The organism is Qipengyuania sp. S6317L1 (assembly GCF_023015615.1).
GTDB lineage: Bacteria > Pseudomonadota > Alphaproteobacteria > Sphingomonadales > Sphingomonadaceae > Erythrobacter.
The window spans coordinates 42,995-67,887 of record NZ_JALKAJ010000002.1; the positions used below are offsets into that span (position 1 = coordinate 42,995).

Genomic DNA, 24,893 nt, shown 5'->3' on the forward strand with positions numbered 1-24,893 from the left:
CTTCTTATTCAAATGTGCATTGTTAGCGGGGAGAAAACGGCGCCCGCATCAACGTGGCGCCGCCCATAGAATGTGTTGCTCGCTTAAGCAAGCTTCTCCTTGACCTCTTGCGCCACAGCTTGCGGCACTTCGTCGTAGTGACTGAACTGCATGGAGTACTGAGCGCGCCCTTGGGTAAAGGAACGCAGCTCGTTCACGTAGCCGAACATGTTAGCCAGTGGGACGAAAGCTTCGACAGCTTGTGCGTTGCCGCGGCTGTCTGTGCCCTGGATTTGACCACGACGTGAGTTGAGGTCGCCGATGACGTCGCCGAGGTAGTCCTCGGGGGTCACGACTTCAACCTTCATCACAGGCTCAAGCAGCTTGATGCCGCCCCGTTCAGCCGCTTCGCGCATCGCACCCTTACCACAGATTTCAAACGCCACGGTGGACGAGTCGACGTCGTGATAGGCGCCGTCTGTGAGGTGGATGGTGAAGTCGATGATCGGGAAGCCGATGAGATAGCCGCTGTCGGCTTGCTCACGGATACCCTTTTCGAGGCTCGGGATGTATTCCTTCGGAATGTTACCGCCTTTGATGGAGTCTTCAAAGACGATGCCCTGACCACGCTCACCCGGTGTGAAGGTCGCTTTGGCGCGGGCAAACTGACCCGTACCACCCGACTGCTTCTTGTGGGTGTAGTCGACGTCGATCGCACGACCCAGCGATTCGCGGTATGCCACCTGCGGCGCACCAACGTTTGCTTCCACCTTGAATTCGCGCTTCATACGATCAACGAGAATGTCGAGATGAAGCTCGCCCATGCCCTTGATGATCGTCTGACCGCTTTCGTGGTCGGTGGTGACGCGGAAGCTGGGGTCTTCAGCCGCGAGGCGGTTGAGTGCGACACCCATCTTCTCTTGGTCAGCTTTGGTCTTAGGCTCCACCGAGAGCTCAATCACGGGGTCCGGGAATTCCATACGCTCGAGAATGATCGGCTTGGAAGCGTCACAAAGCGTGTCACCAGTGGTGGTTTCCTTAAGACCAGCGATCGCGACGATATCGCCAGCAAACGCCTCATCAATGTCTTCACGGTCATTGGAGTGCATAAGCAGCATACGGCCGATTTTCTCTTTCTTGGCCTTCACCGAGTTCAGAACTGAACCCTTGGTGAGGTGACCAGAATAGATACGCGTAAAGGTGAGCGAGCCTACGAACGGGTCGTTCATGATTTTGAACGCAAGCGCTGCAAACGGCTCGTCATCCGACGATGGACGCGCGGCCTCTTCATCGCTGTCAGGCAGAACGCCTTTAATCGCAGGGACGTCGATCGGTGACGGCATGTAGTCGATCACAGCATCGAGGAGAGGCTGAACGCCTTTGTTCTTGAACGCAGAACCACACAGGACCGGCACGAATGCCTGTTCGAGCGTACCCTTGCGAATAAGACGCTTGAGCTCCTGCGCTGATGGCTCGTTACCTTCGAGGTAAGCTTCCATCGCATCATCGTCCTGCTCAACAGCAAGCTCAATCAGCTTCTCACGGTACTCAGCCGCTTCGTCAGCCATATCGTCAGGGATCGGGCCGAACTCATAGGAAGCACCAAGGTCCTCGTTGTTCCAGATGATCGAACGCTGGTTTACAAGGTCAACAAGACCCTTGAGCGAGCTCTCGATGCCGATAGGGAGATAAAGCACAGCCGGCGTGGCACCAAGACGATCGATGATCGACTGAACGCAGTATTTGAAGTCTGCGCCGGTGCGGTCCAATTTGTTAATGAAGCACATCCGAGGAACGGAGTACTTGTCAGCTTGGCGCCAAACGGTCTCAGACTGAGGCTCAACTCCGGCAACGCCGTCAAAACATGCGACAGCACCGTCGAGCACACGAAGCGAACGCTCAACCTCGATGGTGAAGTCGACGTGCCCTGGGGTGTCGATGATGTTGATGCGGTGTTTTGGCGTGTTTTTACGCAGCTCTGCCGGATCGCCCATTGGGTCCATTTCAGGATCCTCAGGGTTCCAGAAACAGGTCGTCGCAGCGGAAGTGATTGTAATTCCGCGCTCTTGTTCCTGCTCCATCCAGTCCATCGTCGCGCCACCATCGTGGACCTCGCCGATTTTGTAGGACTTTCCGGTGTAATACAGAATACGCTCGGTAGTCGTAGTCTTACCAGCATCGATGTGCGCCATGATGCCGATATTGCGATAGCGCTCCAGCGGATATTCGCGGGCCATGTGCAATTCCTTAGTTCGAGTAGGGGGCCGCCTGAAAAAGCTTAACCAACAGGTCAGCGCCCCATATAGTTACGAATGTGACAAGCCCAAGACCACAAGTGCATTGAGGCCCGGGCTGTCCACATCCAATTACCAGCGGTAGTGCGAGAACGCGCGGTTCGCATCCGCCATGCGGTGCGTATCCTCACGCTTCTTCACGGCGTTACCGCGGTTGTTCGCGGCATCCAGCAGCTCACCCGAAAGGCGCGCCGACATGGTCGTTTCAGGACGACCACGCGCTGCACCGATCAGCCAGCGAATGGCCAGTGCCTGTGCACGCTCGGGACGAACCTCGACCGGCACCTGATAGGTTGCACCACCAACACGGCGTGAGCGAACCTCAACCTGCGGCTTTACGTTGTTCAAAGCGTCATGGAACAGCTGAACCGGATCGGCCTTGGCTTTCGATTCAACCGCATCAAGCGCCGAATACACAATACCTTCTGCAACGGCTTTCTTACCGTCGAGCATAAGGTTGTTCATGAACTTTGACAGAACCTGATCACCAAACTTGGGATCGGGCAGAATGACCCGTTTCTCGGGACGACGACGACGTGACATCTTTTAAAACTCCTTTGGAGTGGTCACTCACATCCGTGAGCGCCCTTGCTGTGCCGGCCCTCTCCCCCGCCCTTCCACCCGGAATTTTACCGGTATGGTGGAAGGGCGGAGGAGAGTGCCGTCACAGCGCCTCAATTACTTCGGACGCTTCGCGCCGTATTTCGAACGCGACTGCTTGCGGTCCTTGACCCCTTGCGTATCGAGCACGCCGCGAAGGACGTGGTAACGAACACCGGGAAGGTCGCGCACACGGCCACCGCGGATAAGCACAACGGAGTGCTCTTGCAGGTTGTGACCTTCGCCAGGGATGTAGGAGATCACCTCACGCGAGTTGGTGAGACGAACCTTGGCCACTTTACGCAAAGCGGAGTTCGGTTTCTTCGGGGTCGTCGTATAGACGCGGGTGCAAACACCGCGCTTCTGCGGGTTCTGCTCCATCGCAGGGACCTTGGACTTGGCCTTCTGCGGAGTGCGGCCCTTGCGGACCAGCTGGTTGATAGTTGGCATATTAACTCACTTCGTTCGATGGCGACCCTTCCGGGCGCAAAACCGGTTCCCACTTTTGCTGAAGGGTGCGCGGCATATTGCCGAAACGCATCAGCGCAAGCGCGAACGTAAATTGGCGTTCAACGGAACCGGAGATGAAGAGAAGCAGTATCGTGGCATTCGCGAGTGGGTCCGGTCAAAGGCCGGGATCCAGCGAAAGCAGCACGAGCCTGAAACGCTCCACCCAGCACAATCAAAGCACCGGATTACTTTGCCGACCCATTTACCCGTGAAGGTATCAGGAGCCGCCAATGTTCAGCTCTATGTTCGAGTTAGGGGACCACCAAAGCGAGCCCTGCCCTCAGATGGAGGGGCGCTTAGGGGGATTCTTTGGTGGGGTCAAGGTGTCGAATTCTCTTTCGCTCTTCATCGCTTTCAAGCAAGGTCCATCCTATGCAAGCATCAATTGACATGAGCGAAGGTCGCGTCCGCCTCAAAGAGATCATCGATCAGTTCCCAATGGATAGCGACCATTGGAACGAAGCTCAAAATCGGTTTCAGTTCATTGACCGTCTGCTGACAGAGTGTCTTGGGTGGGAGAAACCCGACATTGAAGTTGAGACTTTTGACGATGGAGGCGGGCGAAGTGACTACAAATTAGGGCGGTCACAGGCAATTTTGGAAGCCAAGAAAGAAGCGCTACCTTGGACCCTTCTCCCAAATTCAGGGCCCAAAAACCTTTATAAACTACGATCACAAACTGACGCTTCTCCGCATCTAAAGTCGGCGGTAGAGCAAGTAATTCCTTACTGTGCTTTTCAAGGTGCGCAGCTAGCGGTGGTCTGCAATGGCCCTCAAATCGCAATTTTTCTCGCGTTTGGACCAGGCAAATCGCCGCTGGATGGGTTCGCATATATCTTTGACGGGTTTGACACCTATCTCAGGGAATTCCCTCTCTTGTGGAGCCTTTTGTCGCCGGAGGGTGTCGACGAAGAACGAGCGCAACGCAACTTATCGGACAGGCAGAACATTAGAATCCCAGCGAAGGCCTCGGATCACATCCCAGAACCTCAGAGCTTTCGATATCGAAGCGATCTTCAAGAAGAGCTTCGCCAGCTTGGGTCATTTCTTTTAGAAGAAATCGAGGACAATCCGGAGTTACGACCCGAATTCTATAAGGAATGCTACGTCGCCATTGAGGCGAACAATCGCAATCTGCTTCTGAGCAAACAAGCGATAACGTCGAGATACAATCGGGTTGATACTCATGGTTCGAAGCCTGCGGCCTTAGACTATGCTTCAAAGTCGGGACAAATAGCTGAGCAGGCATTTGTGGGTGCTGGCTCTCGACCAATAGTCGTCATCGGGGATGTAGGGGTTGGGAAGTCGTCCTTTTTTGAGAACCTGTTCTTGAGCATTCCGAAGGATGACCACTCTCGAACATTATTCTTGACCATCGACCTCGGAACATCAGCAACCCTTACTGATGACATAAAGGAACACGTCCTAACAACTATACCTAACCTCCTCTATGATAATTATTCTGTAGATATTGAAGAGGCTTCATTTGTTGAGTCAATCTATCATCGAGAACTAGAGAGGTTTGACAACTCTTTGGAGGGACAGAACAAGGAGGCCGAGCCGCAATCCTACAAGCTTGCAAGAACAAGGTTTCTGCTGAAGAAGACTGCAGATCGTCCAGCACACATTAAGCAATCACTCGCTCATTTGGCTCAGGGCCGAAATCAGAGAGTCATTATAGTTGTCGACAACGCCGACCAAAGATCATTCGAAATACAGCAAGACGCTTTTTTGATTGCACAGGAGTTTGCAGCCACAAGGACAGTCCACGTTTTCGTGTCATTACGACCAAGCACTTTCTATTTGTCGAAAATGTCAGGGGCACTTTCAGCTTACCAGAACAAAATTCTCACAATCTCTCCTCCACCAGCTGACGAAGTTATCAAAAGACGTCTGACTTTTGCTTTGCGGGTAGCGGAGGGGCAAGCCGCTCACGGCGCGCTCGAAAGCATTAGGTTTAATCTATCAAGTATTGTGCTTTTCTTGCGGGCGATGTTGCGGTCGGTCAGGTCCAACAAGAGAATTCAGCAGTTCCTCGGGAACATTACAGGTGGAAATACCAAATCCGTGATCGAGCTCATCACGGGTTTTGTTGGTAGTCCAAATGTTGAAGCCAAAAAAATTGTCGAACTTGAAGATGAATCGGGAAATTACCTTGTACCTTACCACGAATTCACAAAGCATGCCTTGCTAGGTCAGTATCGCTATTTCAACAGCGAGTCCTCATTAGTTGCCTGCAACGTGTTTGATGTTCATGCTAGCGACTCAAAAGAGCATTTTCTCAAGCCCTTGATTGTATCCTATTGTGCCTCAAACAGTGGAAGTAGGGACAATGACGGATTCTTTACTGGGGAAGATATTGAACGGGAAATGAAGCACCACGGATTTGACAGCAGACAAATTGGTCAAGCACTCCGGACGCTTGCAAACAAGAAACTTATTGAAACCCCTTATTCACACTACAGAGAGCTAAACGTTGCTGATGACATCGACCCCACAAGCTTCATCTACAGAGCGACTAGTGTTGGAATTTATCATGTCAGGTTCTGGGTAGGAGAGTTTTCATACCTTGATGCTGTCTCAATAGACACCCCGATTTTCGATCAGCGAGTTCGGAACGATTTGTCCAAATGGGCGTCCTCCTTCGACATAGCAATCAGACTAAAAAGGGCGGAACGGTTCCGAGACTATCTTACGAAGATCTGGGACGAAGCTAGCTTCCGCCCCCCTTACTTTGATTTCATGGCTGTACTTCAAGTCCGAGACGACGAATTCAACAGCGTCAGAAATGTCGTTAACAAGTACAAGTACTGACTTTTATCGTAGTGAAAGCTGTATTTCCTACACCCTAATATTCTGCAATATCCCCCGGTCCTTGCCCTTTGCGCCCCGCAGGACCGCCTCATGCCCAACCTCCCCGTCCCCACTCGCAAAACCCCTCGCCAAGCGACCAGCCGCGTGGCCTTTGTGAGCGAGCCGCCTGAGCCCGGCGATCCGCTGCTCGCCTTTGAGCCCTATATCCACAAGCGCCCCCGCGCGAACTCGATCACGCCTGATCTTCAGCGCGAATTTGTCGCTCATCTGGCGGCGACGGGCATCGTCACCAGCGCGGCGAGGCACATCGGGCGCTCAATGGAGGCGCTTTACAAACTGAGGCAGATGCCGGGGGCACAGGGCTTTGCAGCCGCGTGGGAGCGGGCAGCGCAGCTGGGGGTGAACCGGTTGGAGGACACGGCGCTCGCCCGCGCGATCGAAGGCTCGGAGCGCAAGATTATCCGGGGTGGCGAGGTGGTGGCGACCGAACGCGCGCACAATGAAAGCCTCGTCATGTTCTTCCTGCGCAACCGCCTGCCCGAACGATACTCGAAGGAGAAGGATATCGGGCCCGGCCATCCGGTCTATGAAAGGGTGCGCGAGGAATATGCCGAGATGAAGCGCAAGGAGGCCAATGATCCGGCGAAGATCAAGGCGATCCGCGATTCGATTGATCGCAAGGTGGCCGCATGGCGCGCCGAATATGAGGCGCAGTGGGATGCCCAGATGAATGCCCAGAGGAATGGCCAGCGACGGGCGGAAGGATCCGGAGACGAACGCCTGGACGAAGAGGACGCGACACGGCTCTAGGCGAGGTGGTCAGATGCGGGTTATTCGCCGCGCAATTTCGCATACCAATACACGTCGCACATGCCGATATGGGTGACCTCGTGCTCGCGCAAATGCGCCTCTTGTGTGAAGCCGAGGCTTTCCAGAAGGCGCACGGATGGCGTGTTGCGGGTGTCGACTTCGGCGGTGATCTTGCGCGCGCCCTCTTGCCACAGGTGGTCGATAAGCGCCCTCGTGCACTCGCGCGCGACCCCTGACCCTTGCGCGTGCTTGGCAGTGATATAGCCGATTTCAAACACCGGGCCGTGCGCGTCATCCGAGCCATGGCCGGGCCCTGCGACAAAGCGGCCAACGACCATATTCGCGCTATCGACCGCGATCCATGTGCGGCCGGGCCAAGCGGGGTCTGTGAACCAGTCCCACAGCTCCTCTTCGCTCTCGAACTTCGGCCTTGTCAGGTAAAGGCTCTGCTCCTCATCCGCCATGGTCGGGAACATCGCCACCTCGTCCCCGCGCTGCAATCGGCGCATGGTGAAGCGGTCGGTTTTCAGTGTCGGGACGTCACTCACCGGTGAGGAACTCGACCAGCGCCTTCACCTTCTTGGATCGCCATTGCGGCACCGGAGCCACCAGCCAATAGGCGCGTTTGCCTTCCACCGGTTCGTCGAGCTTCACCAATCGCCCTTCTTCAAGCGCCGATTCCACCAAGGCCAGCGGCAGCACGGTGCGCCCCATGCCGGCGAGCGCCGAACTCATCGCCTGTCCTGCACTGGCGGTTTTGACGCAAGCGTTCGTGCCTTCCGGCAGCCGCGCTTCGGGCCAGTCAATCCACGCATCGCGCGCATTGGGCGCCGCGACAAGCACCTGCAAGGCTGGCGCCAATTGCACCCCCTGAAGCTCGCCCGGCCCAGCGATAAAACGGATCGCGAGGTCCAGGTTCGCCTCGGTAAAATCGGAGGCCTCATCGGGCGCAAGGATATATTGCACTCCGGGCGTCGAGGCTTGAAACGGAGCAATGCGCGGCGCCAGCCACGAGGCGTAGAACTCGCGCGGAGCCGCAATGGTGTAGCGATCGCTCGACTGCCCCATCTGCATCGCGGACACGCTTTCCTCAAACCGCAGGAACCCCTCACGCAAGGGGTCCAGCCCGGCCTCACCCTCGGGCGTCAATTCCAATCCCTTGGACGTGCGCCGGAACAGCACCACGCCAAGGTGATCTTCAAGCGCGCGGATCTGCTGGCCCACGGCTGCCGGTGTCACGGCCAGCTCATCAGCCGCCCGCGTAAAGGAAAGATGGCGCGCAGCGGCATCATAGACCCGCAATGCGTTCAAGGGGAGATGGGTGCGTTTCACGAAAGACGACTTAGGCCGCACTCGCATTTACTGCAAGATTTCAGGATGCAACGCCTCGTTTGACGCGCCAAAGCTACGCTATCGAGCGCCGGTTTCCAGCGCCCGCCAGTCGTCAGCCGTCAGCGTTCTGCGGTTAGCGTTCTGCGGTTAGCGTTCTGCGGTCTCTGGCGCAGCGAGCGGGAAGAACGGGATGCGCACTTCCAAGTGGCTGCCATCAGCTTTCGCGAAGGTGTAGAAACCTTCCATCGAGCCGTGCGTCGTGGTCAGCGGGCAGCCCGAGACATAATCGTGGCTCTCGCCAGGTCCGAGCAAAGGCTGTTCGCCCACAACCCCTTCCCCATCGACATGGTTCACCATCCCGCGCGCATCGGTAATGCGCCAGTGACGGGTGAGCAGCTTCACCTCTTCGTGGGAGCCGTTTTCGATGCGGATGTGATAGACCCAGAACCACTTGCCCGCCTCAGGATGCGATTGCTCCGGCAGGAAGTTGACCGCGACCCGCACGGTGATGCCTTCGGTGGTGGCTGCGTGTTGGAAGAGTTCTTTCATGGCTGGCCCCAAGGTAACGATCATTTCTCGCCCATCAAGAGCGACATTGCAGATAATCCCCTTAGTTTCCCCTGAATGAAACAAGGGTTGTTGCGCAAAACGGAAAGGTGGCGAAACAAACAGACATACTGATCAACCTGTCTTTGATCTCAGGAGCACGCCGAAGTGGGGCTTCTTGCAGCTGGTGGCTGATTGACCGTGTGAGGGGAGCTATTTGCCGACTTTCGTCCTTTGCGATGGCGCAAGTGATTGCGATTGCTGTCTGAGAGTTCCTCTGTAAGAACAAATCAACCCGACCAGCGGAGCGGCAATCTCTACATCAAATTTGAAGAGCCCGCCTTCTTGTGATTCAAAGGTGTTTCCTTCGGGGAGCAAGCTCTTGGGCAATGGTATTCCAAAGACGGACCAACGTCTTGGCACTAGCCGAAATCGCTGCTCCTCTATAATTGGTGCCAACGCGACATCTATTGGGCCGAACTTCTCCACTATCAGGTATGCATTCTTTTCTTTCCCCAGTCGCTGATGTGACTTGAAAAGCTTGCCACCAAAATTACGGGTCCACAATTCGCCATTGTCGTCTGGTTTAAAGGTGACTGTTACTGGGGTATTATCTCCATTCGGTGGCGCACTCAGGCAAAAAGCAACAATTTTTGCAAGCAAACTGGTACCTCGGCAAATTTCTGCCGTTCCGACCCATTGCCGTTCGGTCATACTGTCATGCAATTCAATCACTTGAGGCGGCAGGCTGTAGAATGCAGAACCAAGGGCAGTTCGGTAAATCGGACCATGCGCCAAATCATCACGGATGCCTGTAAAAATCTTGCGATCTTTGAACGCCAGGTCGTAATCCGATAAGTCGAGCGCATTTACAGCTGGCCGGGCGCCAACCTCTGGTTGGTTTCCTGCTATCGCTTTTCGAATAAGTACCTCGATTGCCATCGATGGAATAAGGGGGCCATCGTTAGCTTCAGCGAGCAGGTGCCAGCTCTGCTCGACTAACCTACCGTTTGCACACCCTTTAGCCGTCACAAACATACCGCCACGATGCTCGCCGAACCTCATGATATTCAGCACACTATAAAAAAGACGCGAGAACGGAACGAGTGAAGGTAATCGAAACAGGTGCCGCACTTTCGCTAAAAAATTAAGAGCACGGTGCAGCGCTTCTGGAACCGGCCCTGCCCCCATCCAGATGTCAGTCATTGTGGGATGTTGAGGCGGAATGACCTGCAAATCCGGGACATCAACCAGAGAAAAATGGATATTGCGAAGCGGCATCCGCCCCGGAACTGCGATTGTAAAGCGCCTGCTCTCAGCAAGACCCACACCAACAGTGTTTGAGCCATCACGCCGTAACTTTACCGGTGCCCCAGCATATCCGACCACAGCACGCATGACATTTAGGCCGATACCTGCATACGGCGATGGAGCAATTCCGCCTGAAACTTTCTCTATGTCCATTGTTTTGGCAAACTCACGCAAAACAGCCGCGGTCAAAACAGGAAAACTGCTCACGCCAGAAAGTGCATAGATGCCCGCTTTCTTGGCGGGTTTATCGAACCTTGAAATACCCAGAACGAAGTCAGCGCCATCGGCGAAATCTAAGTAATTTACTCCAGCATCTATACAGGCTTCGACAACGCCATAGGGTGCTTCACCATACTGTTGGAATGGACCGGTGCCGTCCACCAGCAGATCTGGTTGAAGATCCTTCAAGGCTTCGGCTGTATCACGCCGATCAAGCGCATAAGGTTCTGTTCGAGTTGCCCCCTCTTGGGAAGCGCAAAACGCGGTTGCTTTCTTTTTATCGCGTCCAGCGACAAAAATCGTCAAATCCGGAACGTCAGAGAGCAACTGCGTCAATCGCCCTCCAAACACTCCATAACCGCCAAGAATGAGAACCTTCATATTAAGCTGACTGTCCAGAGTTAAAGAAGGCGCGACCTATATTCCTCGGGGGGCACCCAGCACGTGTCGCGCCGGCCAAAAATTCGATAGCGGTTAAGTGCGATGAAGTGATAGATTGGATCGCGAAAGGCTGCGGGTACCAGTCTGAAAATCCTCATCAAATTAAAGGGGAATTTCAGATTTTCATATATAGAAAGGACTGCATCACTATCCTTGCGAACCAAATTTTTCTCGATCACAAGAATTGTGGACGGGTTTTTGGGGTCGAGCCCATTCTCTGTAAATAACCGAGCCCCGACTTCGCCTTGCATAGAAGCGAGAAGAAATATTTGGCGATGATCGTGTTTGAGAATGAGCTTCGCATTGGCTGAACAAAGCACGCATTCAGCATCGAACAAGACAACGCGCTCATTCTCATTTAGCTGCATCTCTAAACTTTCGCAATTTGTCGCTGATGTAAGGCGATGTTATCATGGCGATAGTCTACTTTCCAATAATAACGAGAAATCTTTGGTGTCTGCAACGCCAAGGCTTGAACACGCTACCTAAGATGGCTGACTGACAATGAAAAATTTTTCTGTCGGCCCAAAATTCGCAGCACGAGCCCCAAGCTCGCGTGAATCAAATCCCCTCAAGCCCCAGTGGAGCATAGGGCCCAAGGACTAGCCGCTCGAAGACGCCAATACCCTTGCGCGCGCCGCTTTTGTCCTCGACGCGGCAGATCAATTGCACGTGGTGATTGTCGAGCTGGGCCGGGTGGATTTAATTAAGCCAGTAAGGCGTCACAAACGCAGGATGTGTTAAAAATACTCTCATGGCAAAGGACTAACCCTTCGCCAGTTCCTCTTCAATCTGGCCAAGGCGTTCCTTGCCAAAGAAGATTTCGCCCTTCTCTCCTTTTGCTCCCACAAACATCGTCGGTATGCCAAACGCGCCCCTGTCCACCGCATCTGACGTATTGGCGACCAGCCCGTCCTTCACTTCCTGGCTCTGGCTGCGCTCGAACAGGTCTTTTGCATCAAAACCGGCCGCCTGAACGCTTGGGCCAAGGGCCTCCGGATCGGTAATATCAATGCCCTCTTCCCAGATTGCGGGGAGCAGGCCTTCGGCGAACTGCACCCCGCGCCCGTCCTGGTCGGCTGCGTAAAGCATGCGCTGCAAGGTAATGGAATTGAACGGGAATTGTGGGTGCATCTTGAAATTACTGAGCTGATGCTTGGCAATAAAACGCTGCATTTCGAGCATGTCATATTCGACCTTGCCCTTCACGTCCTTATTGCGGATCATCGGCGGGGCATTGCCGGTCAGCTTGTGCATTCCGCCAAGGAACACCGGCGTCACATCAAGCTCTGCCCCGGTGCGCTTCACCACCTCGCGAAGGGGCCACCAGATCATATAGGCGTTGGGGCTCACAAAATCGAAAATCAACTCAACCCGGTTCGCCATATATGCCCCTCTCTAGTGCATGGTATTAGCTCTTTGGTTCGGCGAGCAGGTCGGAATGTTCGATTTGTGACAGCTCGTCGTAGGTTATGGGCCGGGTTGTTGCATTGCCTTCGATACGGCGCAAGTCGTATCCAAGTTCACCCGTCAGCAGGTCCCAGAGCGCCCGGCCTATCTCTTCGCGGTCTTTGTAAAAACCGCCGAGCCATTCCATGATGATGCGCGGGCGATGGGCTTTGAGCATTCCGCGTGCGCCCAAAAATGCCTGATACTCAAAGCCCTCGACGTCGATCTTCATCAGATCAACCCGCTCAAGCCCGTGGCTTTCGACGATCTCGTCGAGTGTGCGGCATGGCACGTCGCGGGTGTTTACCGTCTCGCCATAAGTTTCCTGCGCCGCCTGCGCCACGACCGGAATGACGGTGTTTCCGCCCTGCCTTGAGGAAAATTCGTAAAGCGTGAGTCTTCCCGGCTCATCGCCCACCGCGCAGCGTTCGACACTGGTCGTCCCGCCATAGCCGTTCATGGCGACGTTTTCTTTCAGCAGATAGCCAATCTCGCCCGCCGGCTCGACCGCAATGACACGGCCTTCATGGCCGACAGCGTCCGCGCCGATCAGCGTGTAGGTGCCGAAATTTGCACCGATATCGAGGAAGGTCATCCCCGGCTTCAGACACTCGCGGATCATATCGGTGATCGCGCGGTCGAAATAGCCGTCGCGAATCAGGTGCGGAGTGATCCCCGTGTCATTGCCGCTGACCAGCATCAGCCGTTGGTAGGCCGTTTCAACCAGCACCCTGTCATGCCCGACATAGCTTGCGGCCATGCGCTCGGGCCGCTCGATGTGGTACATTGTGCTGCGCTGGTTCAGTGCGGTCGACAAGAACCAGTCGCGGCTTGGCACGTGAGTCTGATCCTCCAACGGCTCCCCGCCCTTGGTAAAGACTACGAAAACTTCATTGGCAAAGGTCGGCGCAAATTCGTCCAGCGCCTTCACAATTGCATCGCCCGGCATCTCGCCAAGGTTGCCCTTGTGGAGGACCAAAGCCTCCAGTTCTTCCGAACGCGGTGCCGTGCATCTGGTCCCGCAACCGGGGAGAACAGCGCGATAATCGGAAGGTGCAAGAACCTTCTCAGCCCTGATGCCAAGATCCTTGATATGATCAGCAGGGGCCTGCCACAGGGGGTCATGTGCTTCAGCCATGATCGGAACGCTACACCGGCCCGAAATAATCACAAGTCCAACAATTTGGCGGACGAAGTATTGTCACGTCAAAAAGGTCCGTTTTGGTTAAATCCGCGTTAAGCGCATTCTTCCCGGTTTCTTTAAGGCGTGCGGAAATACTATGCACCGTGCCCCTTTCTCAAGAGGCACCGGCTATAGGCCACGAAAGTCGTTCTGACTGTCCCGAAAGAGACCCTTTGACCGGGACAGATGTGCTTAGGAGCCGAGGTGTGCGCGTAACCACGCATGGCCTCGGCTCTTTGCTTTTTCGGTTCCGCCGCGATCAATGCGGCGCGAGGCCAAGTTCCAGCCCGGTGCGATCTTCAAGCGCGTATTTGTCGAACAGATCAGCGCTTGCCGCATTAAGGCCCACGACCCGCGTGTGACGGCCGTTGCGGCGCATCCGCTCTACCGCTTTTTCAAGCGCACCGATGGCGGAAATATCCCAGAAATGCGCCTTGGACACGTCGATCACCACATGGTGCGCTGCGTCCTCATACTGGCTTTCAGGGCCGAGCATGTCCTGGAATTTCTCGACGCTGGCGAAGAAGATTTCGCCTGTGACGACATAGACAGAGCTGTTGGGGCGACGCACTCGCTCGACGGTGAACAGGTTCTTGACCTTCTGCGCAAAGAAGATGCCTGAAAGCAGCACACCCACCAGCACGCCGAGCGCCAGATCGTGGGTCCAGACCACCACCACGACGGTTGCAACCATCACGATAGAGCTGGTCGCCGGATGGCGGCGCAGATTGGGGATCGAATTCCAGCTGAACGTCCCGATGCTGACCATGATCATCACCGCGACGAGCGCAGGCATGGGAACCTGCCCCACATAGGGGCCAAGCACCGTCAGAAGGAACAACAGGAACGCACCAGCGGTAAAGGTCGACAAGCGTCCCCGTCCGCCAGAGGCAACGTTGATCACCGACTGTCCGATCATTGCACAGCCGCCCATGCCGCCAAAGAAGGCCGCCACGATATTGGCAATGCCCTGCCCTGCACCTTCGCGCTGTTTGTTGCTGTCGGTGTGGGTCATGTCATCGACGATTTGCGCGGTGAGGAAACTTTCCAGAAGGCCCACCGCCGCCATTGTCAGTGAATAGGGTGCGATGATGACAAGGGTTTCCCACGTCAACGGCACATTCGGGATGGCAAAGCTTGGCAGGCCGCTGGGAAGTTCGCCTTCGCCTGCAACATTGTTGACCGGCAAACCCCAATAGATCGTTGCCGCCGTCAGCAGGACGATGGCCACCAGCGGGCTTGGAATGGTCTTGGTGATGCGCGGAAAGCCATAAATGATGCCAAGGCCAATCGCGACCATAGCCCATGTCCATGGGCCAACGCCCTCGTTACCGGGCATAAGCTGCGGGATTTGCGCCATGAAGATAAGGATCGCGAGCGCATTGACGAAGCCGGTAATGACGCTGCGCGAGACGAATTGCATCAGCAGGTTAAGCCGCAGGACCGCCGCAATCCCCTGGAAAATGCCCATGAGGATGGTTGCGGCAAAAAGATATTCGACCCCGTAATCGCGCACCAAAGGGATCACCACAACCGCCACCGCGGCGGTCGCGGCAGAGATCATGCCCGGACGCCCGCCGGTAAAGGCGATCACCATCGCAATCGCGACGCTTGCATACAGGCCAACGCTCGGGTCCACCCCTGCGATCAGGGCAAAGCCGATCGCTTCCGGAATTAGCGCGAGCGCAACAACAATGCCGGCCAGGATGTCAGCGCGCGGCTGGGCCAGCCAGTCACGGCGGAATGTCTCCGCAAAGGAAGCGGTTTGGGTCATGTGAGGAATCCTGATTTCGTATCGCGACAACGACCAAATTGTCGATCAGTGCCGCCCAAAGCGATTTGCGCCGCGCCTAGTGGGTTATGCTGCAACGCACAAGGCGGGTTTTGAGGAAGTCTGCTTGAAACTCGTCTTAGTAAGCCGATTTACGTCCATTCGTGGGGTGAAAGCGGAACGGCGGCTAGTTGTTCTGATTTTCCCTGTTCAAAGCTATAAGGGCACGCCAGTCTCCCTAATACTGTTTACCAATTCGAGGGACGACCGATGAGCTAGGAGCGCTTGTTCTCGTGTCGAAGGGTCTTCACCGTAGCGAATACTAGGCCAGCACTGCAGGTTATAGATCAGACTTCTAGCATCAAATTTTATTCCTGCCGCAGTCAACTGATCGTATAGCTTTTGCAAGTTATGAGTTTGCTCAAATTTGGCACCTGTTAATTCGATAGCAGCTTTTATCGTTTTTTCAGCGGCTTGCAGTGAAGCCCACCTAGACTCACCGTAACGCTGTTCCATAGCCATTAGGTTTGTGACTGCTGCCTGTGCGTCGCCTCGTGCGATAGAAATAAGCTTATGGCTCGAACTAGTGAGGGTGGATGCAGCTGGATACGCGATCGCGAAGGCCTCGGCTATGTCCCTCAATGCCCTATCTGAAAGTCTTTTGGCGCGGGCGGGAGTAATGTCATCCAAAAACTGAACCACATTGGCTTTAACCGGCCCACGCGAGATACACGGACTTGGCAGCCATTCCCGGGTTGATACGTAAGCCACGCTTCCCAACTGCCAAGGAATTCTCAGACTGTACAAATCGCCGTCCACCAAAAGAGCCGTTCGAAGTGGACCTGGGCTTTCATTAAGCCGTGCGTTGTAGTTTCGTTCATACCACTCAGAGATAGCGTCAGCGTAGGCGATCTCCTTTATCTCTTGAGCCGTGGAATGTGCCGTCCGAGGACCGCCTCGCAACTGTATCTTGAACTGCTTCGACACTTCCATCATGGCAAATATCGGGCGGGAGGGAATCTCGATTCCATCAGCGACAAGCTGTTGCTCAATCGTTGTCATCAAAACTTCGAATTCAGCACTCTCGGGCCGCGGTGGTCGCATAGATCAATCTCTCTGCCGGTTGCCATCCTACATGGTTCAGGTCTCCTATTTGATCAATATCTCCATATGGCAGAACTTGGGTCGTGAGCGGACAGACAGCTTCTGTTTCCAGTCGCATAAAAGCCGGCGGGCTGCCCCCCTAAATGCTAAATTCCCGCCACTGTCAGCGCCTGATCCATGTCTTCTATAAGATCCTGAATATCCTCGAGGCCGACATTGATGCGAAGGAGCCCTTCGGTCACGCCCATTTCGCCGCGCGCCTCTTCGCCCATGTTGGCGTGGGTGGTGCTGGCCGGGTGGCACATGAGGCTGCGCGCATCGCCAATGTTGTTGGAGATGTCGATCAATTGCAGCGCATCAAGCACCTGAAATGCACGCTCCCGCGTTTGAACATCGAAGGCGAAAATCGGGCCGGTTGCGTCCATCTGCGTCTTGGCAAGTTCATGGCGCGGGTGGCTGGCAAGACCCGGATGCTGCATCACTCCGCCCGCTTTGGTCACGCGCGGCTCCAGAAACTGGCCGAGCTCGACCGCATTGCGGCTTTGTTGATGCGCGCGAAGCGAAAGCGTCTCCAGCCCCTTGTGCACCACCCATGCGTTGAAGGGCGAGATATTGGGTCCGGTGTTGCGCTGAAACGGGAGGAGCACCTCGTTGATCCACTCTTCCGAGCCGCAAACCGCACCCGCAAGCACGCGGCCTTGGCCGTCCATCAACTTGGTCGCGGAATAGGCCACGACATCGGCGCCAAACTCCATCGGACGTTGCAACACCGGCGATGCAAAGGCGTTGTCGACCACGGTGGTGATGCCATGCGCACGCGCCAGATCGCACACGTGTTGAAGATCGACGATATCAAGCGTGGGATTGGCCGGGCTTTCAAAGAAGAAAACCTTTGTGTTGCCGCGGATTGCCTCTTCCCATGCGGCATTGTCCGCGCTGTCGATCACGGTGGTTTCGACCCCGAAGCGGGGCAGCAGATGATCGACCAGCCAGCGGCACGACCCGAAAGCCGCACGCGCGGCAACCACGTGGTCGCCAGCGGATACCTGGCACAAAAGCGCCGCCGTCATAGCAGCCATACCGGACGCCTGAGCGCGGCAGGCCTCAGCCCCCTCCATCAGCGCAATCCGCTCCTCCAGCATCGCAACGGTCGGGTTTTGAAGGCGCGAATAGGTCATTCCTTGCGCCTCGCCCGCAAAGCGGTCCGCCACCGTCTGCGCATCGTCATAGGTGTAGCCCGAGGTGAGGAACAAAGCCTCGCTCGTCTCGCCATTTTCTGAGCGCCAGGTGCCGCCGCGAACAGCTTGCGTTTGCGGGCGCCATTTGCGCGTCGTCGCGCGGTCCATGCCAGTGGTCTTTTTCATAATGTGCGCCGCTTAGTCCTCAGCCCGCTTGCCTGCAAGAGCGCTTGCCCTCGCCGCTGGCTTTGCGTAACCCGCCAAGGGCAATGAATAGCGCGGCTTTACCTGAACTTACACCCAGCGAGACGCCGCCAGCGGCCCCGTTGCAACACGATACCGATCCATGGGGCTGGTGCGTAATCATCCCGCTGGTGTTCGCTTGTCTTGCTGCAATCCGCCTTGCAACGCCGAGCATCCCGTTCTTCGACGAGATCCACTACTTGCCCGCCGCGCGCGACATGCTGGCAGCGTTTGGCGGGGCCGTAGTGCCCTATGACAATCCCGAACACCCGCTGCTGGGCAAGGCGCTGATCGCGGCCGGTATATCGATGGCGGGAGACAATCCGCTGGGGTGGCGGATCATGTCGCTCATTGCGGGCACCATCGCTTTGGCCGCCAGCATGCGCGCGCTCTGGCACGCGGCCGAGGACCGGTTTGCCACCATCGGCTTTGGCGTGCTTCTGATCACAGGGTTTCACCTCTTCGTGCAGGCGCGCATCGCAATGCTCGATATTTTCATGGTCGCCTTCCTTGCCCTTGCCGCATGGCAGTTCGCCGCTGCCATTCGCCAGCCCGAAACGGGTCGGCGCAGGCTCATCCTCACCGGTCTTGCCATCGGTTGTGCGCTTGGGTCGAAATGGAACGCGGTTCCGATGGCGGTGCTGCCCGGCCTCGCCTTTTTCGCCGCGCGTTTATCAGCAGGCCGCAGGCGTTTGCTCCTAAGCCGCAGAGGGGCGCCTGTCCCCGGCATCAGCCTTCTCGAAGCCTTCGCATGGCTCGGCATTTTGCCGCTTGTCACCTACGCTGTGACCTTTGCCCCGGGCTATTGGCTGGGCGATGATATGCATCCATCGCCGCTTGTCGAGCATGGCCTGTTTGGCCTCCACACTCAGATTATTGAATTGCAACAACAAGTGCTTAGCCCCCACACTTACCAGAGTACGTGGGAACAATGGGCCGCCAATACGCGCGGCATCTGGTATCTGTACGAGCAGGTCGACGGGGCACAGCGCGGAGTGCTGCTGATCGGCAATCCGGTGACGATGCTTTTGGGGCTGGCGGCGATTGTATGGTGCGGCGCGGTCGGTATTTTGCGCAGCGATTGGGCCCGCCTTGGTGTGGTGGCAGGATACTGCGTTGCGCTCGGCTTCTGGGCCTTCGCGCCCAAGCCTGTGCAATTCTACTATCACTATGTGACGCCCAGCCTCTTCCTGCTCGCTGCCCTCGCCCTGGCGTTGAGCGACCTTCGCGAGGCGGGCTGGTCAAAACTGAGCTACGCCGCGCTGGCAAGCAGTATCGCGGTATTCGCGGTATTCTTTCCCATCCTTACCGCTGCGCCGCTCGACGGAGAGAGAAGCTTTGAATTCTGGATGTGGCTCGACGGGTGGAGGTAACTAAAACCGCCCCCACACAAAGCGGCTCGACAGCGCGTAGTTCCACACCGCCCCCACCACAATGCCCGCCAAGGCTGCGCCCACCCAGAGCACACCGGCATCCTCCAGCAATGTCGCCACGGCCACATTGGCAAGCGCCCCGACCGAGCAGGCGAGGCAAAAGCCGATCCACCCTTTCACAAAAGCGCGCGCTCCCTTGAGCCTCCGGTCGCGGTAGGTCAGCCAGTTGTTGAGCCAGAAGTTGAAGCTCATCGCAGTGAGAACGGCGATCCCTTGCGATAGCGCAAAGCCTTCTCCCACGGCGATATAAAGGAACGCGAGCATGGCCATATGCACCACGACGCCCGCCGCGCCGACCGTCCCGAACAGGGCAAAGCGCGTCGGGATTGCGCGCCCCAAGGTCTTGTCATAGACCCCGGCCAGAAAATCGAATGCCACCGCGCGGTCAAGCTTGCTGGTCCCTTCGCGCCTGGCGGCAAAGTTCAGGGGAAATTCCTTGACCCGCATGGGCCTGTCCGATGTTGCGAGCACATCGAGCAATATCTTGAAGCCGATGCCGGAAAGCCTTGGCGCAAGGCTGCGGGCGCGTTCGCTTGCCAGCATGAAATAGCCACTCATGGGGTCGCTAAGCTCGGTTCCGGTGATCCAGCGCGCCAGCCGGTTGGCAAATCCCGATAAACGCTCGCGCTCGGGCTCGTCCCATCCATCGGTGCTTGCACCCGGGGCAAATCGGCTTGCGATACAGATGTCTGCCTCCCCCTTTTGCAAGGCCTCCAGCATTCCTTTCAGCAGCGCCGGGTCATGCTGGTGATCGGCATCCATAACCGCAACATATGGCGCAGCGGTGGCACAGAACCCTTCGATTGCCGCGCTTGCAAGGCCGCGCCTGCCGATGCGTTGAATGACCCGGATGCGCGGGTCTTCAAGAGCCAATGCTCGCGCCTCGTCAGCGGTGCCGTCCGCGCTGTCATCATCGACGATGAGGACTTCCCAATTGTCGCGCCCGAGCGCCGCCTCAATTCGCGCAATCAGCGGCGCGAGATTGCCGCTTTCATTGAGCGTTGGCAGGATAATCGCGAGTTGAAGCACCGCGCCGCTCCCGCGTTACAGTCGCTCCCGCACCGCCTGACCGATCGCCTCGGTCCCGTGCGTTCCGCCAAGGTCCCCGCCACGAACGCCGTCTGAAAGCGCTTTCGCAACCGCTGCTTCGACGCGGGTTGCCTCGGCCTCAAGCCCGAAGGAATGGCGCAGCATCATCGCTGCTGAAAGGATTGTCGCCATCGGGTTCGCCTTGCCCTCACCGGCAATATCAGGCGCGCTGCCGTGAATGGGTTCGTAAAGGCCAAACAGGCCATGCTCGGTCTGCCGCTCGCCCATGGAGGCGCTGGCCAAAAGACCGATCGACCCCACCGCCGCGCTGGCCAGATCGGAAAGGATATCTCCGAACAGATTGCCCGTCAGGATCACGCCAAAACGCTCCGGATTGGAAATGATCTGCATCGCGGCATTGTCGACATACATATGGTCGAGCGCGATATCGGGATGCGCGCCAGCCGCGGCAATCACCGCATCGCGCCACACCTGGCTGGTTTCAAGCACGTTGGCTTTATCGACGGATGTGACACGGTGTTTGTCATCGCCCGCACGCGCAGTGCGGAAGGCAACCTGCGCAATGCGCGTTACCTCCTTTTCGGAATAGGACATCATGTCCCACCCCTCGCGCGAGCCGTCCTTGCCTTCCCTTGTGCCTTTCTCGCCGAAATACACATCGCCATTGAGTTCGCGCACGAACATCATGTCGATTGCCGCCGCCTTTTCGGGGGCTAGCGGGGAAAGATGTTCGAGCCCTGCGAACACCTTGGCGGGGCGCAAATTGGCGAACAGGCCAAGCTCTTTACGCAGGCCAAGGATCGCCTGTTCAGGGCGCAGATGCCGTTCAAGATTGTCGCAATCGGGGTCGCCGACCGCGCCAAACAGCACCGCGTCGCATTCGCGCGCCAAGGTCAGTGTTTCGGGCGGGAGCGGGTGGCCATGCGCCTTGTAGGCGGCACCGCCCACGTCCCCGTCAAACAGAATGACACCCGGCAGGTTCAGCGCTTCGATCACCTTGACCGCCTGGGCGGTTACTTCAGGTCCGATGCCATCTCCGGGCAGAACGGCGATTTTCATGTCAGTTCTCACTTAAATCATGCGTTTGAGCCGCTCTCCCAAAGCGGTTCGGGCGGCCATAACATCGCGCGGGTTTCCTGCAAGCAGGTAGTCGCGAATGGGTCGATGGAGCGCACGAAAATTTTCAAATTGTGCCTCAAACGGTGCGCTTATATCGGGTTTTGCCCCGCCATAGCCCAGTTCGCGCAACAAAATTGCTTCATAAGCCACCATCGCGGCCAGCCATCCGCGCGCGCTGGGTGCCGAACAGATCGCATCCAGCAGCGCGCTCAATGAGGCGTAGAGCGAGGGATACGGATTGCGCTCCGGCAGAGTGGTTGCCGTGAGCGCGCAGGCCCAGTTGATCGCAGCGGCGGGAAGCGGCTCGGTCATCCACGGCGCGCGGCTTTGTGCCAGTTCAACCTTGGCATAGGGCAATTGCGCGTCGGACTTTGATCGCAGTTCGATCGCAACGCTGTTGCCCGGGATCATCACCGGCCCCATGCGCTTGCCCCGCCCGCCGGGAACATATCCGGCAACAAGGCCGTGTTCCTCGGTCAGGACCCGCGCAATGCTTGCGTTCTCGCCATGCGGGCGGCTGGCGATGAGTATGGCGGGAGCGCTTAGGTTCACTCGGCGCCCGAAAGCCCCAATTGCTCTTCCAGGAACTCGGCCTGCTTGCGGAAATAGAACAATTGGTTCGACAACTTGCGCCAGCTATGCCCTTCATCCGGGATGCGCACAAAGGGCGCGTCCACGCCGTTTGCGCGCAGCGTTTTGACCATGACCTCGGTTTCATAAATGTCGATACGCGGGTCCTGCACGCCGTGTGAGTAAAGCACGGGCACGGTGATCTGATCGGCTTTGCGAATGGGGGAGTTTACCTTGTAAAACTCGCGCCAACGCTCCTCAGTGATATCGCCATATTCGATCCGGTCTGACGCCTTGAGCGAGGGCGAGGCCACTTCGAGCGCGGTGATCCAGTCGGCCACGCCAAACAGGGAAACGCCAGCGACAAATTCGCCCGGATATTCAGCCAGCACCGCGTTGACCATGTAGCCGCCGTAAGAACCGCCCATGACCGCCGCCCGCTCTGCGTCGATCAGGCCATCGTTCGCAAGCGCATTCTTGAGGTCGACAAGATCACGCACCGAATCCAGCCGGTTCTCCCGGTCATCGAGTGTTGCATAGGTCCGACCCAGTCCGGTGCTGCCTCGCACATTGCTTTCAAAAACGGCGACGCCGCGCGCGGCGTGATATTGCGCCACCGGATCAAAGCTCGCCTGTGATTGTCCAGACGGTCCGCCGTGAACCGAGAAGACAACCGGAGGGGCATTCTCACCCTGCTCTGCGCCTTCGGGGAGATACAAAAGCCCTTGCAACTCAACCCCGTCACGCGCTTTATAGCGCACCACTTGCGGACGGATCAGCCGTTCGGGATCGAGCCCTGCAAGATTGGCCGCAAAGATTTTTTCGCCCGTGCCTTCGACCGGATCGACCATCCAAAGTTCGCCCGGCGTTTGCCAGCCATTGACGCGAACCAGAAGCTTGGGATCGACATCGCCCTCGCAATCGAGCGAATATTTGCCCTCCGGCAAGGTGGGCACTGTGCGGTCACTGCCGTCGCTCCCGTTGCGGATACGGAGCGTGTCAAAACCGTCGCGGTTCTCGGTATAGATGACGAGTTGGCCGTCCTCCTTACCGCACACTTCGAGGTTCTCGATATCGGCATCAGTCGCCGCGATCGTTTCGATATCACCGCTTTCGATGTCGTAGATCGAGAGCGCGCCATATTCGCGGCCGGAATTGGTGGAAAAACCAAACCCCTCGCTATCAGGTCGCCACTCGAACCCGCCCAGAGTATGGCTCGCCCGGTCGCCCTCGGCTGGTTTTGACACGGTGGTCATTGCGCCGCTTTCAAGATTGAGCAGGTAAAGGTTGTCGCCGTCTTCGCCCACTGTCTCGGTCACGATGGCGTATTTTCCATCAGGAGAGATCGAGCGCGCCTGGTGGCCGAGTTCGGACTGGAAGATCATCTGCGATGACCCGTCCATCTGGCCGCGGTAAATGTCGAATACGCCCGCACCGCGCGCGGTCGAGGCGTAGATAAAGCTGCCGTCAGCTGCAAAACCGCCGAAGCTGCGAAAATCGCCGCGTTTGGCGGGCAGGATTTCGGTTTCGGTGGAGCCATCGGCAGAAAGAGCGAAATAGCCCGGCTGCTCATTCCCGTCACGGTCAGCGGAATAGAAAAGCGCCAATCCGTCGGGTGTCCAGATCGGGAAGTTCACGCCCGTCTGAAAGGTCATCTGCTGGGGCACGCCGCCCGATGCCGGCATCACCCAAAGCTCGGGCTGGCCGGTGACATCCCATGAAAAAGCGATCGTTTCGCCATCGGGCGACAGATTGGCACTGCCTGGTCCGTTTGCGAGAAGATAGCGCGCAATGTCCGCCGGATATTCGCCCGCACGGCCCAGGGTGACGGGCGAGCCATCGGGCTCCATCGCCTCAATCGAAAGGTCAGCGCCCTTCGCGCCTCCGAAGGTTTCCTCACCGTCTTGCCCGAAAGCGGGCGCGCCGCACATCGCGAATGCTGCGGCGGTCGATAGAAGAATACGTTTCATGTGGGCTGCTCCAGAATTGCGGACAAGCAGCAAACTAGAGCAATCGCACCTTCGCGCAATGCCGTTTTACGCAGCGATTCTGAGGGGCTTATTTCTTGGCAAGCTTCGCTTCGAGCTCGGCCACTTTCGCTTCGAGAGCGTCGGCCTGCTCGCGTGCTTTTTGCGCCATGGCTTTCACCGTGTCGAACTCTTCACGGCTCACAAAGTCCATGCCGGCAAGGCCTTCGCGCAAACGCTCCCGCGCATTTTCGCGCGCTTCACGCGACATGCCGGCAACCGTTCCAGCGGCACCATTGGCGAGTTTGACGAGGTCGGCGATCAGTGGGTTCTGGCTTTGCATGGGCTTCTATTTGGCTATTTGCCGCCCCAAGAGCAAGGGGTTAAGTCAAAGCTCGAAACGCTCGACCGCTCTTGTTTCTTGAGGGATCACCCCGCCATCGGGATTTTCGGCGATGAATTGCCAGTTGAGCGCAGTCGCAAAAAGCACCCACGCAAGATAGGGCACAAGGATCAGGGCAGCCACGCGCCGCACGCGCCAGAACAGCCACATGACCACCAGCAATGTGACCACGGTGTAGATCAAAACGCCAAGACCAAGCTCCATGTTCTGAAGCCCGAAAAAGGCATATGTCCAAGCCAGATTGCCGATAAAATGCACCGCAAAAGCAATGATGGCGATGCCTCGGCCAAAGGCTCCCCACGCGCTTGCCACCAGCGCGACCGAAAAACCGATCATCACATAAAGAATGGTCCACACGATCCCGAACGCAGCAGGCGGAGGATAGATCGCGGGCTTGTTCAGCGCCTGGAACCAAGCCGTCGATGGACTGCCCAATTGCCCGGCCAGAAAACCGAGAAGCACGATCAGCGGAACCAGAAAAAGCGACCAACGGACAAAGCTTGCTCTCAATTGTGCTTTCGATGCCAGAAAGTTCACCTGCGTCTCCTGATGCCCCGATTTATGTGC

At 56.9% G+C, this 24,893-nt stretch carries 22 protein-coding genes; 3 read left to right on the top strand and 19 right to left on the bottom strand.

Annotated elements, in window-relative coordinates:
- Window positions 1–83: 83 nt before the first annotated feature.
- The 3 genes from fusA to rpsL all read right to left on the bottom strand — a co-directional run bounded on the left by fusA (window position 84) and on the right by rpsL (window position 3,323).
- Entirely contained in the window at window positions 84–2,216 is a 2,133-nt protein-coding gene (fusA, locus tag MWU38_RS01590; RefSeq protein ID WP_247270084.1) for an elongation factor G, read from the bottom strand.
- A 129-nt stretch (window positions 2,217–2,345) separates the two neighbouring features.
- Window positions 2,346–2,816, bottom strand: a complete 471-nt coding sequence (gene rpsG / locus MWU38_RS01595) for a 30S ribosomal protein S7 (RefSeq protein WP_247270085.1) — start codon at window positions 2,814–2,816, stop codon at window positions 2,346–2,348.
- A 135-nt stretch (window positions 2,817–2,951) separates the two neighbouring features.
- Window positions 2,952–3,323, bottom strand: coding sequence for a 30S ribosomal protein S12 (gene rpsL / locus MWU38_RS01600; protein ID WP_034954477.1), 372 nt, complete (start codon window positions 3,321–3,323; stop codon window positions 2,952–2,954).
- 450 nt (window positions 3,324–3,773) lie between these two features.
- On the opposite strand from rpsL, the gene MWU38_RS01605 reads away from it, so the two are divergent.
- Entirely contained in the window at window positions 3,774–6,197 is a 2,424-nt protein-coding gene (locus MWU38_RS01605) for a hypothetical protein (RefSeq protein ID WP_247270086.1), read from the top strand.
- Between the two features lie 90 nt (window positions 6,198–6,287).
- A complete protein-coding gene (locus tag MWU38_RS01610) occupies window positions 6,288–7,007 on the top strand; it encodes a hypothetical protein (protein WP_247270087.1) in 720 nt (239 codons plus the stop codon).
- A 20-nt stretch (window positions 7,008–7,027) separates the two neighbouring features.
- Here MWU38_RS01610 and MWU38_RS01615 read toward each other — a convergent pair whose 3' ends face one another.
- The 10 genes from MWU38_RS01615 to MWU38_RS01660 all read right to left on the bottom strand — a co-directional run bounded on the left by MWU38_RS01615 (window position 7,028) and on the right by MWU38_RS01660 (window position 17,727).
- A complete protein-coding gene (locus MWU38_RS01615; protein ID WP_247270088.1) occupies window positions 7,028–7,555 on the bottom strand; it encodes a GNAT family protein in 528 nt (175 codons plus the stop codon).
- Window positions 7,548–8,339, bottom strand: a complete 792-nt coding sequence (locus MWU38_RS01620) for a LysR family transcriptional regulator (protein WP_247270089.1) — start codon at window positions 8,337–8,339, stop codon at window positions 7,548–7,550. Before MWU38_RS01620 ends, MWU38_RS01615 begins: the two co-directional genes overlap by 8 nt.
- Before the next feature lie 147 nt (window positions 8,340–8,486).
- The gene (gene apaG / locus MWU38_RS01625; protein WP_247270090.1) at window positions 8,487–8,888 is read right to left on the bottom strand and encodes a Co2+/Mg2+ efflux protein ApaG; all 402 of its coding nucleotides are present in this window, start codon (window positions 8,886–8,888) and stop codon (window positions 8,487–8,489) included.
- A 210-nt stretch (window positions 8,889–9,098) separates the two neighbouring features.
- On the bottom strand, window positions 9,099–10,796 hold the full coding sequence (locus tag MWU38_RS01630) for an SDR family oxidoreductase (RefSeq protein ID WP_247270091.1): 1,698 nt from the start codon (window positions 10,794–10,796) through the stop codon (window positions 9,099–9,101).
- Window positions 10,797–10,816: 20 nt separating this feature from the next.
- A complete protein-coding gene (locus MWU38_RS01635; RefSeq protein ID WP_247270092.1) occupies window positions 10,817–11,224 on the bottom strand; it encodes a DCC1-like thiol-disulfide oxidoreductase family protein in 408 nt (135 codons plus the stop codon).
- Window positions 11,225–11,621: 397 nt separating this feature from the next.
- Window positions 11,622–12,242 carry a 2-hydroxychromene-2-carboxylate isomerase gene (locus MWU38_RS01640; RefSeq protein ID WP_247270093.1) on the bottom strand — a complete coding sequence of 207 codons (621 nt, stop codon included), beginning with the start codon at window positions 12,240–12,242 and terminating at the stop codon, window positions 11,622–11,624.
- Between the two features lie 25 nt (window positions 12,243–12,267).
- Window positions 12,268–13,443 carry an FkbM family methyltransferase gene (locus tag MWU38_RS01645; protein ID WP_247270094.1) on the bottom strand — a complete coding sequence of 392 codons (1,176 nt, stop codon included), beginning with the start codon at window positions 13,441–13,443 and terminating at the stop codon, window positions 12,268–12,270.
- A 304-nt stretch (window positions 13,444–13,747) separates the two neighbouring features.
- A complete protein-coding gene (locus MWU38_RS01650; protein ID WP_247270095.1) occupies window positions 13,748–15,262 on the bottom strand; it encodes a SulP family inorganic anion transporter in 1,515 nt (504 codons plus the stop codon).
- A gap of 213 nt (window positions 15,263–15,475) precedes the next feature.
- On the bottom strand, window positions 15,476–16,321 hold the full coding sequence (locus MWU38_RS01655) for a HEPN domain-containing protein (protein WP_247271216.1): 846 nt from the start codon (window positions 16,319–16,321) through the stop codon (window positions 15,476–15,478).
- 188 nt (window positions 16,322–16,509) lie between these two features.
- Window positions 16,510–17,727, bottom strand: coding sequence for an aminotransferase class I/II-fold pyridoxal phosphate-dependent enzyme (locus MWU38_RS01660; protein WP_247270096.1), 1,218 nt, complete (start codon window positions 17,725–17,727; stop codon window positions 16,510–16,512).
- Between the two features lie 83 nt (window positions 17,728–17,810).
- Between MWU38_RS01660 and MWU38_RS01665 the strand changes: the two genes are divergently transcribed.
- Window positions 17,811–19,157 (top strand): phospholipid carrier-dependent glycosyltransferase, encoded by a 1,347-nt coding sequence (locus MWU38_RS01665; protein WP_247270097.1) that lies wholly within the window; start codon window positions 17,811–17,813, stop codon window positions 19,155–19,157.
- Here the strand turns inward: MWU38_RS01665 and MWU38_RS01670 are convergent, their stop codons facing one another.
- From MWU38_RS01670 to MWU38_RS01695, 6 genes are all read right to left on the bottom strand, one after another.
- Window positions 19,158–20,246 (bottom strand): glycosyltransferase family 2 protein, encoded by a 1,089-nt coding sequence (locus MWU38_RS01670; RefSeq protein WP_247270098.1) that lies wholly within the window; start codon window positions 20,244–20,246, stop codon window positions 19,158–19,160.
- A gap of 15 nt (window positions 20,247–20,261) precedes the next feature.
- Window positions 20,262–21,326 carry a 3-isopropylmalate dehydrogenase gene (gene leuB / locus MWU38_RS01675; protein ID WP_247270099.1) on the bottom strand — a complete coding sequence of 355 codons (1,065 nt, stop codon included), beginning with the start codon at window positions 21,324–21,326 and terminating at the stop codon, window positions 20,262–20,264.
- Between the two features lie 12 nt (window positions 21,327–21,338).
- Window positions 21,339–21,938, bottom strand: a complete 600-nt coding sequence (locus MWU38_RS01680) for a recombination protein O N-terminal domain-containing protein (RefSeq protein WP_247270100.1) — start codon at window positions 21,936–21,938, stop codon at window positions 21,339–21,341.
- Window positions 21,935–23,926, bottom strand: coding sequence for a S9 family peptidase (locus MWU38_RS01685; protein WP_247270101.1), 1,992 nt, complete (start codon window positions 23,924–23,926; stop codon window positions 21,935–21,937). Before MWU38_RS01685 ends, MWU38_RS01680 begins: the two co-directional genes overlap by 4 nt.
- Window positions 23,927–24,014: 88 nt before the next feature.
- Entirely contained in the window at window positions 24,015–24,266 is a 252-nt protein-coding gene (locus MWU38_RS01690) for an accessory factor UbiK family protein (protein WP_247270102.1), read from the bottom strand.
- 45 nt (window positions 24,267–24,311) lie between these two features.
- Window positions 24,312–24,863, bottom strand: coding sequence for a TspO/MBR family protein (locus MWU38_RS01695; protein WP_247270103.1), 552 nt, complete (start codon window positions 24,861–24,863; stop codon window positions 24,312–24,314).
- Between the last annotated feature and the right edge of the window lie 30 nt (window positions 24,864–24,893).

Coding starts and splice junctions, on each gene's coding strand:
- fusA (WP_247270084.1), bottom strand. CDS start 2,216: ATGGCCCGCGAATATCCGCTGGAGCGCTATCGCAATATCGGCATCATG.
- rpsG (WP_247270085.1), bottom strand. CDS start 2,816: ATGTCACGTCGTCGTCGTCCCGAGAAACGGGTCATTCTGCCCGATCCC.
- rpsL (WP_034954477.1), bottom strand. CDS start 3,323: ATGCCAACTATCAACCAGCTGGTCCGCAAGGGCCGCACTCCGCAGAAG.
- MWU38_RS01605 (WP_247270086.1), top strand. CDS start 3,774: ATGAGCGAAGGTCGCGTCCGCCTCAAAGAGATCATCGATCAGTTCCCA.
- MWU38_RS01610 (WP_247270087.1), top strand. CDS start 6,288: ATGCCCAACCTCCCCGTCCCCACTCGCAAAACCCCTCGCCAAGCGACC.
- apaG (WP_247270090.1), bottom strand. CDS start 8,888: ATGAAAGAACTCTTCCAACACGCAGCCACCACCGAAGGCATCACCGTG.
- MWU38_RS01630 (WP_247270091.1), bottom strand. CDS start 10,796: ATGAAGGTTCTCATTCTTGGCGGTTATGGAGTGTTTGGAGGGCGATTG.
- MWU38_RS01635 (WP_247270092.1), bottom strand. CDS start 11,224: ATGCAGCTAAATGAGAATGAGCGCGTTGTCTTGTTCGATGCTGAATGC.
- MWU38_RS01640 (WP_247270093.1), bottom strand. CDS start 12,242: ATGGCGAACCGGGTTGAGTTGATTTTCGATTTTGTGAGCCCCAACGCC.
- MWU38_RS01645 (WP_247270094.1), bottom strand. CDS start 13,443: ATGGCTGAAGCACATGACCCCCTGTGGCAGGCCCCTGCTGATCATATC.
- MWU38_RS01650 (WP_247270095.1), bottom strand. CDS start 15,262: ATGACCCAAACCGCTTCCTTTGCGGAGACATTCCGCCGTGACTGGCTG.
- MWU38_RS01655 (WP_247271216.1), bottom strand. CDS start 16,321: ATGACAACGATTGAGCAACAGCTTGTCGCTGATGGAATCGAGATTCCC.
- MWU38_RS01660 (WP_247270096.1), bottom strand. CDS start 17,727: ATGAAAAAGACCACTGGCATGGACCGCGCGACGACGCGCAAATGGCGC.
- MWU38_RS01665 (WP_247270097.1), top strand. CDS start 17,811: ATGAATAGCGCGGCTTTACCTGAACTTACACCCAGCGAGACGCCGCCA.
- leuB (WP_247270099.1), bottom strand. CDS start 21,326: ATGAAAATCGCCGTTCTGCCCGGAGATGGCATCGGACCTGAAGTAACC.
- MWU38_RS01685 (WP_247270101.1), bottom strand. CDS start 23,926: ATGAAACGTATTCTTCTATCGACCGCCGCAGCATTCGCGATGTGCGGC.
- MWU38_RS01690 (WP_247270102.1), bottom strand. CDS start 24,266: ATGCAAAGCCAGAACCCACTGATCGCCGACCTCGTCAAACTCGCCAAT.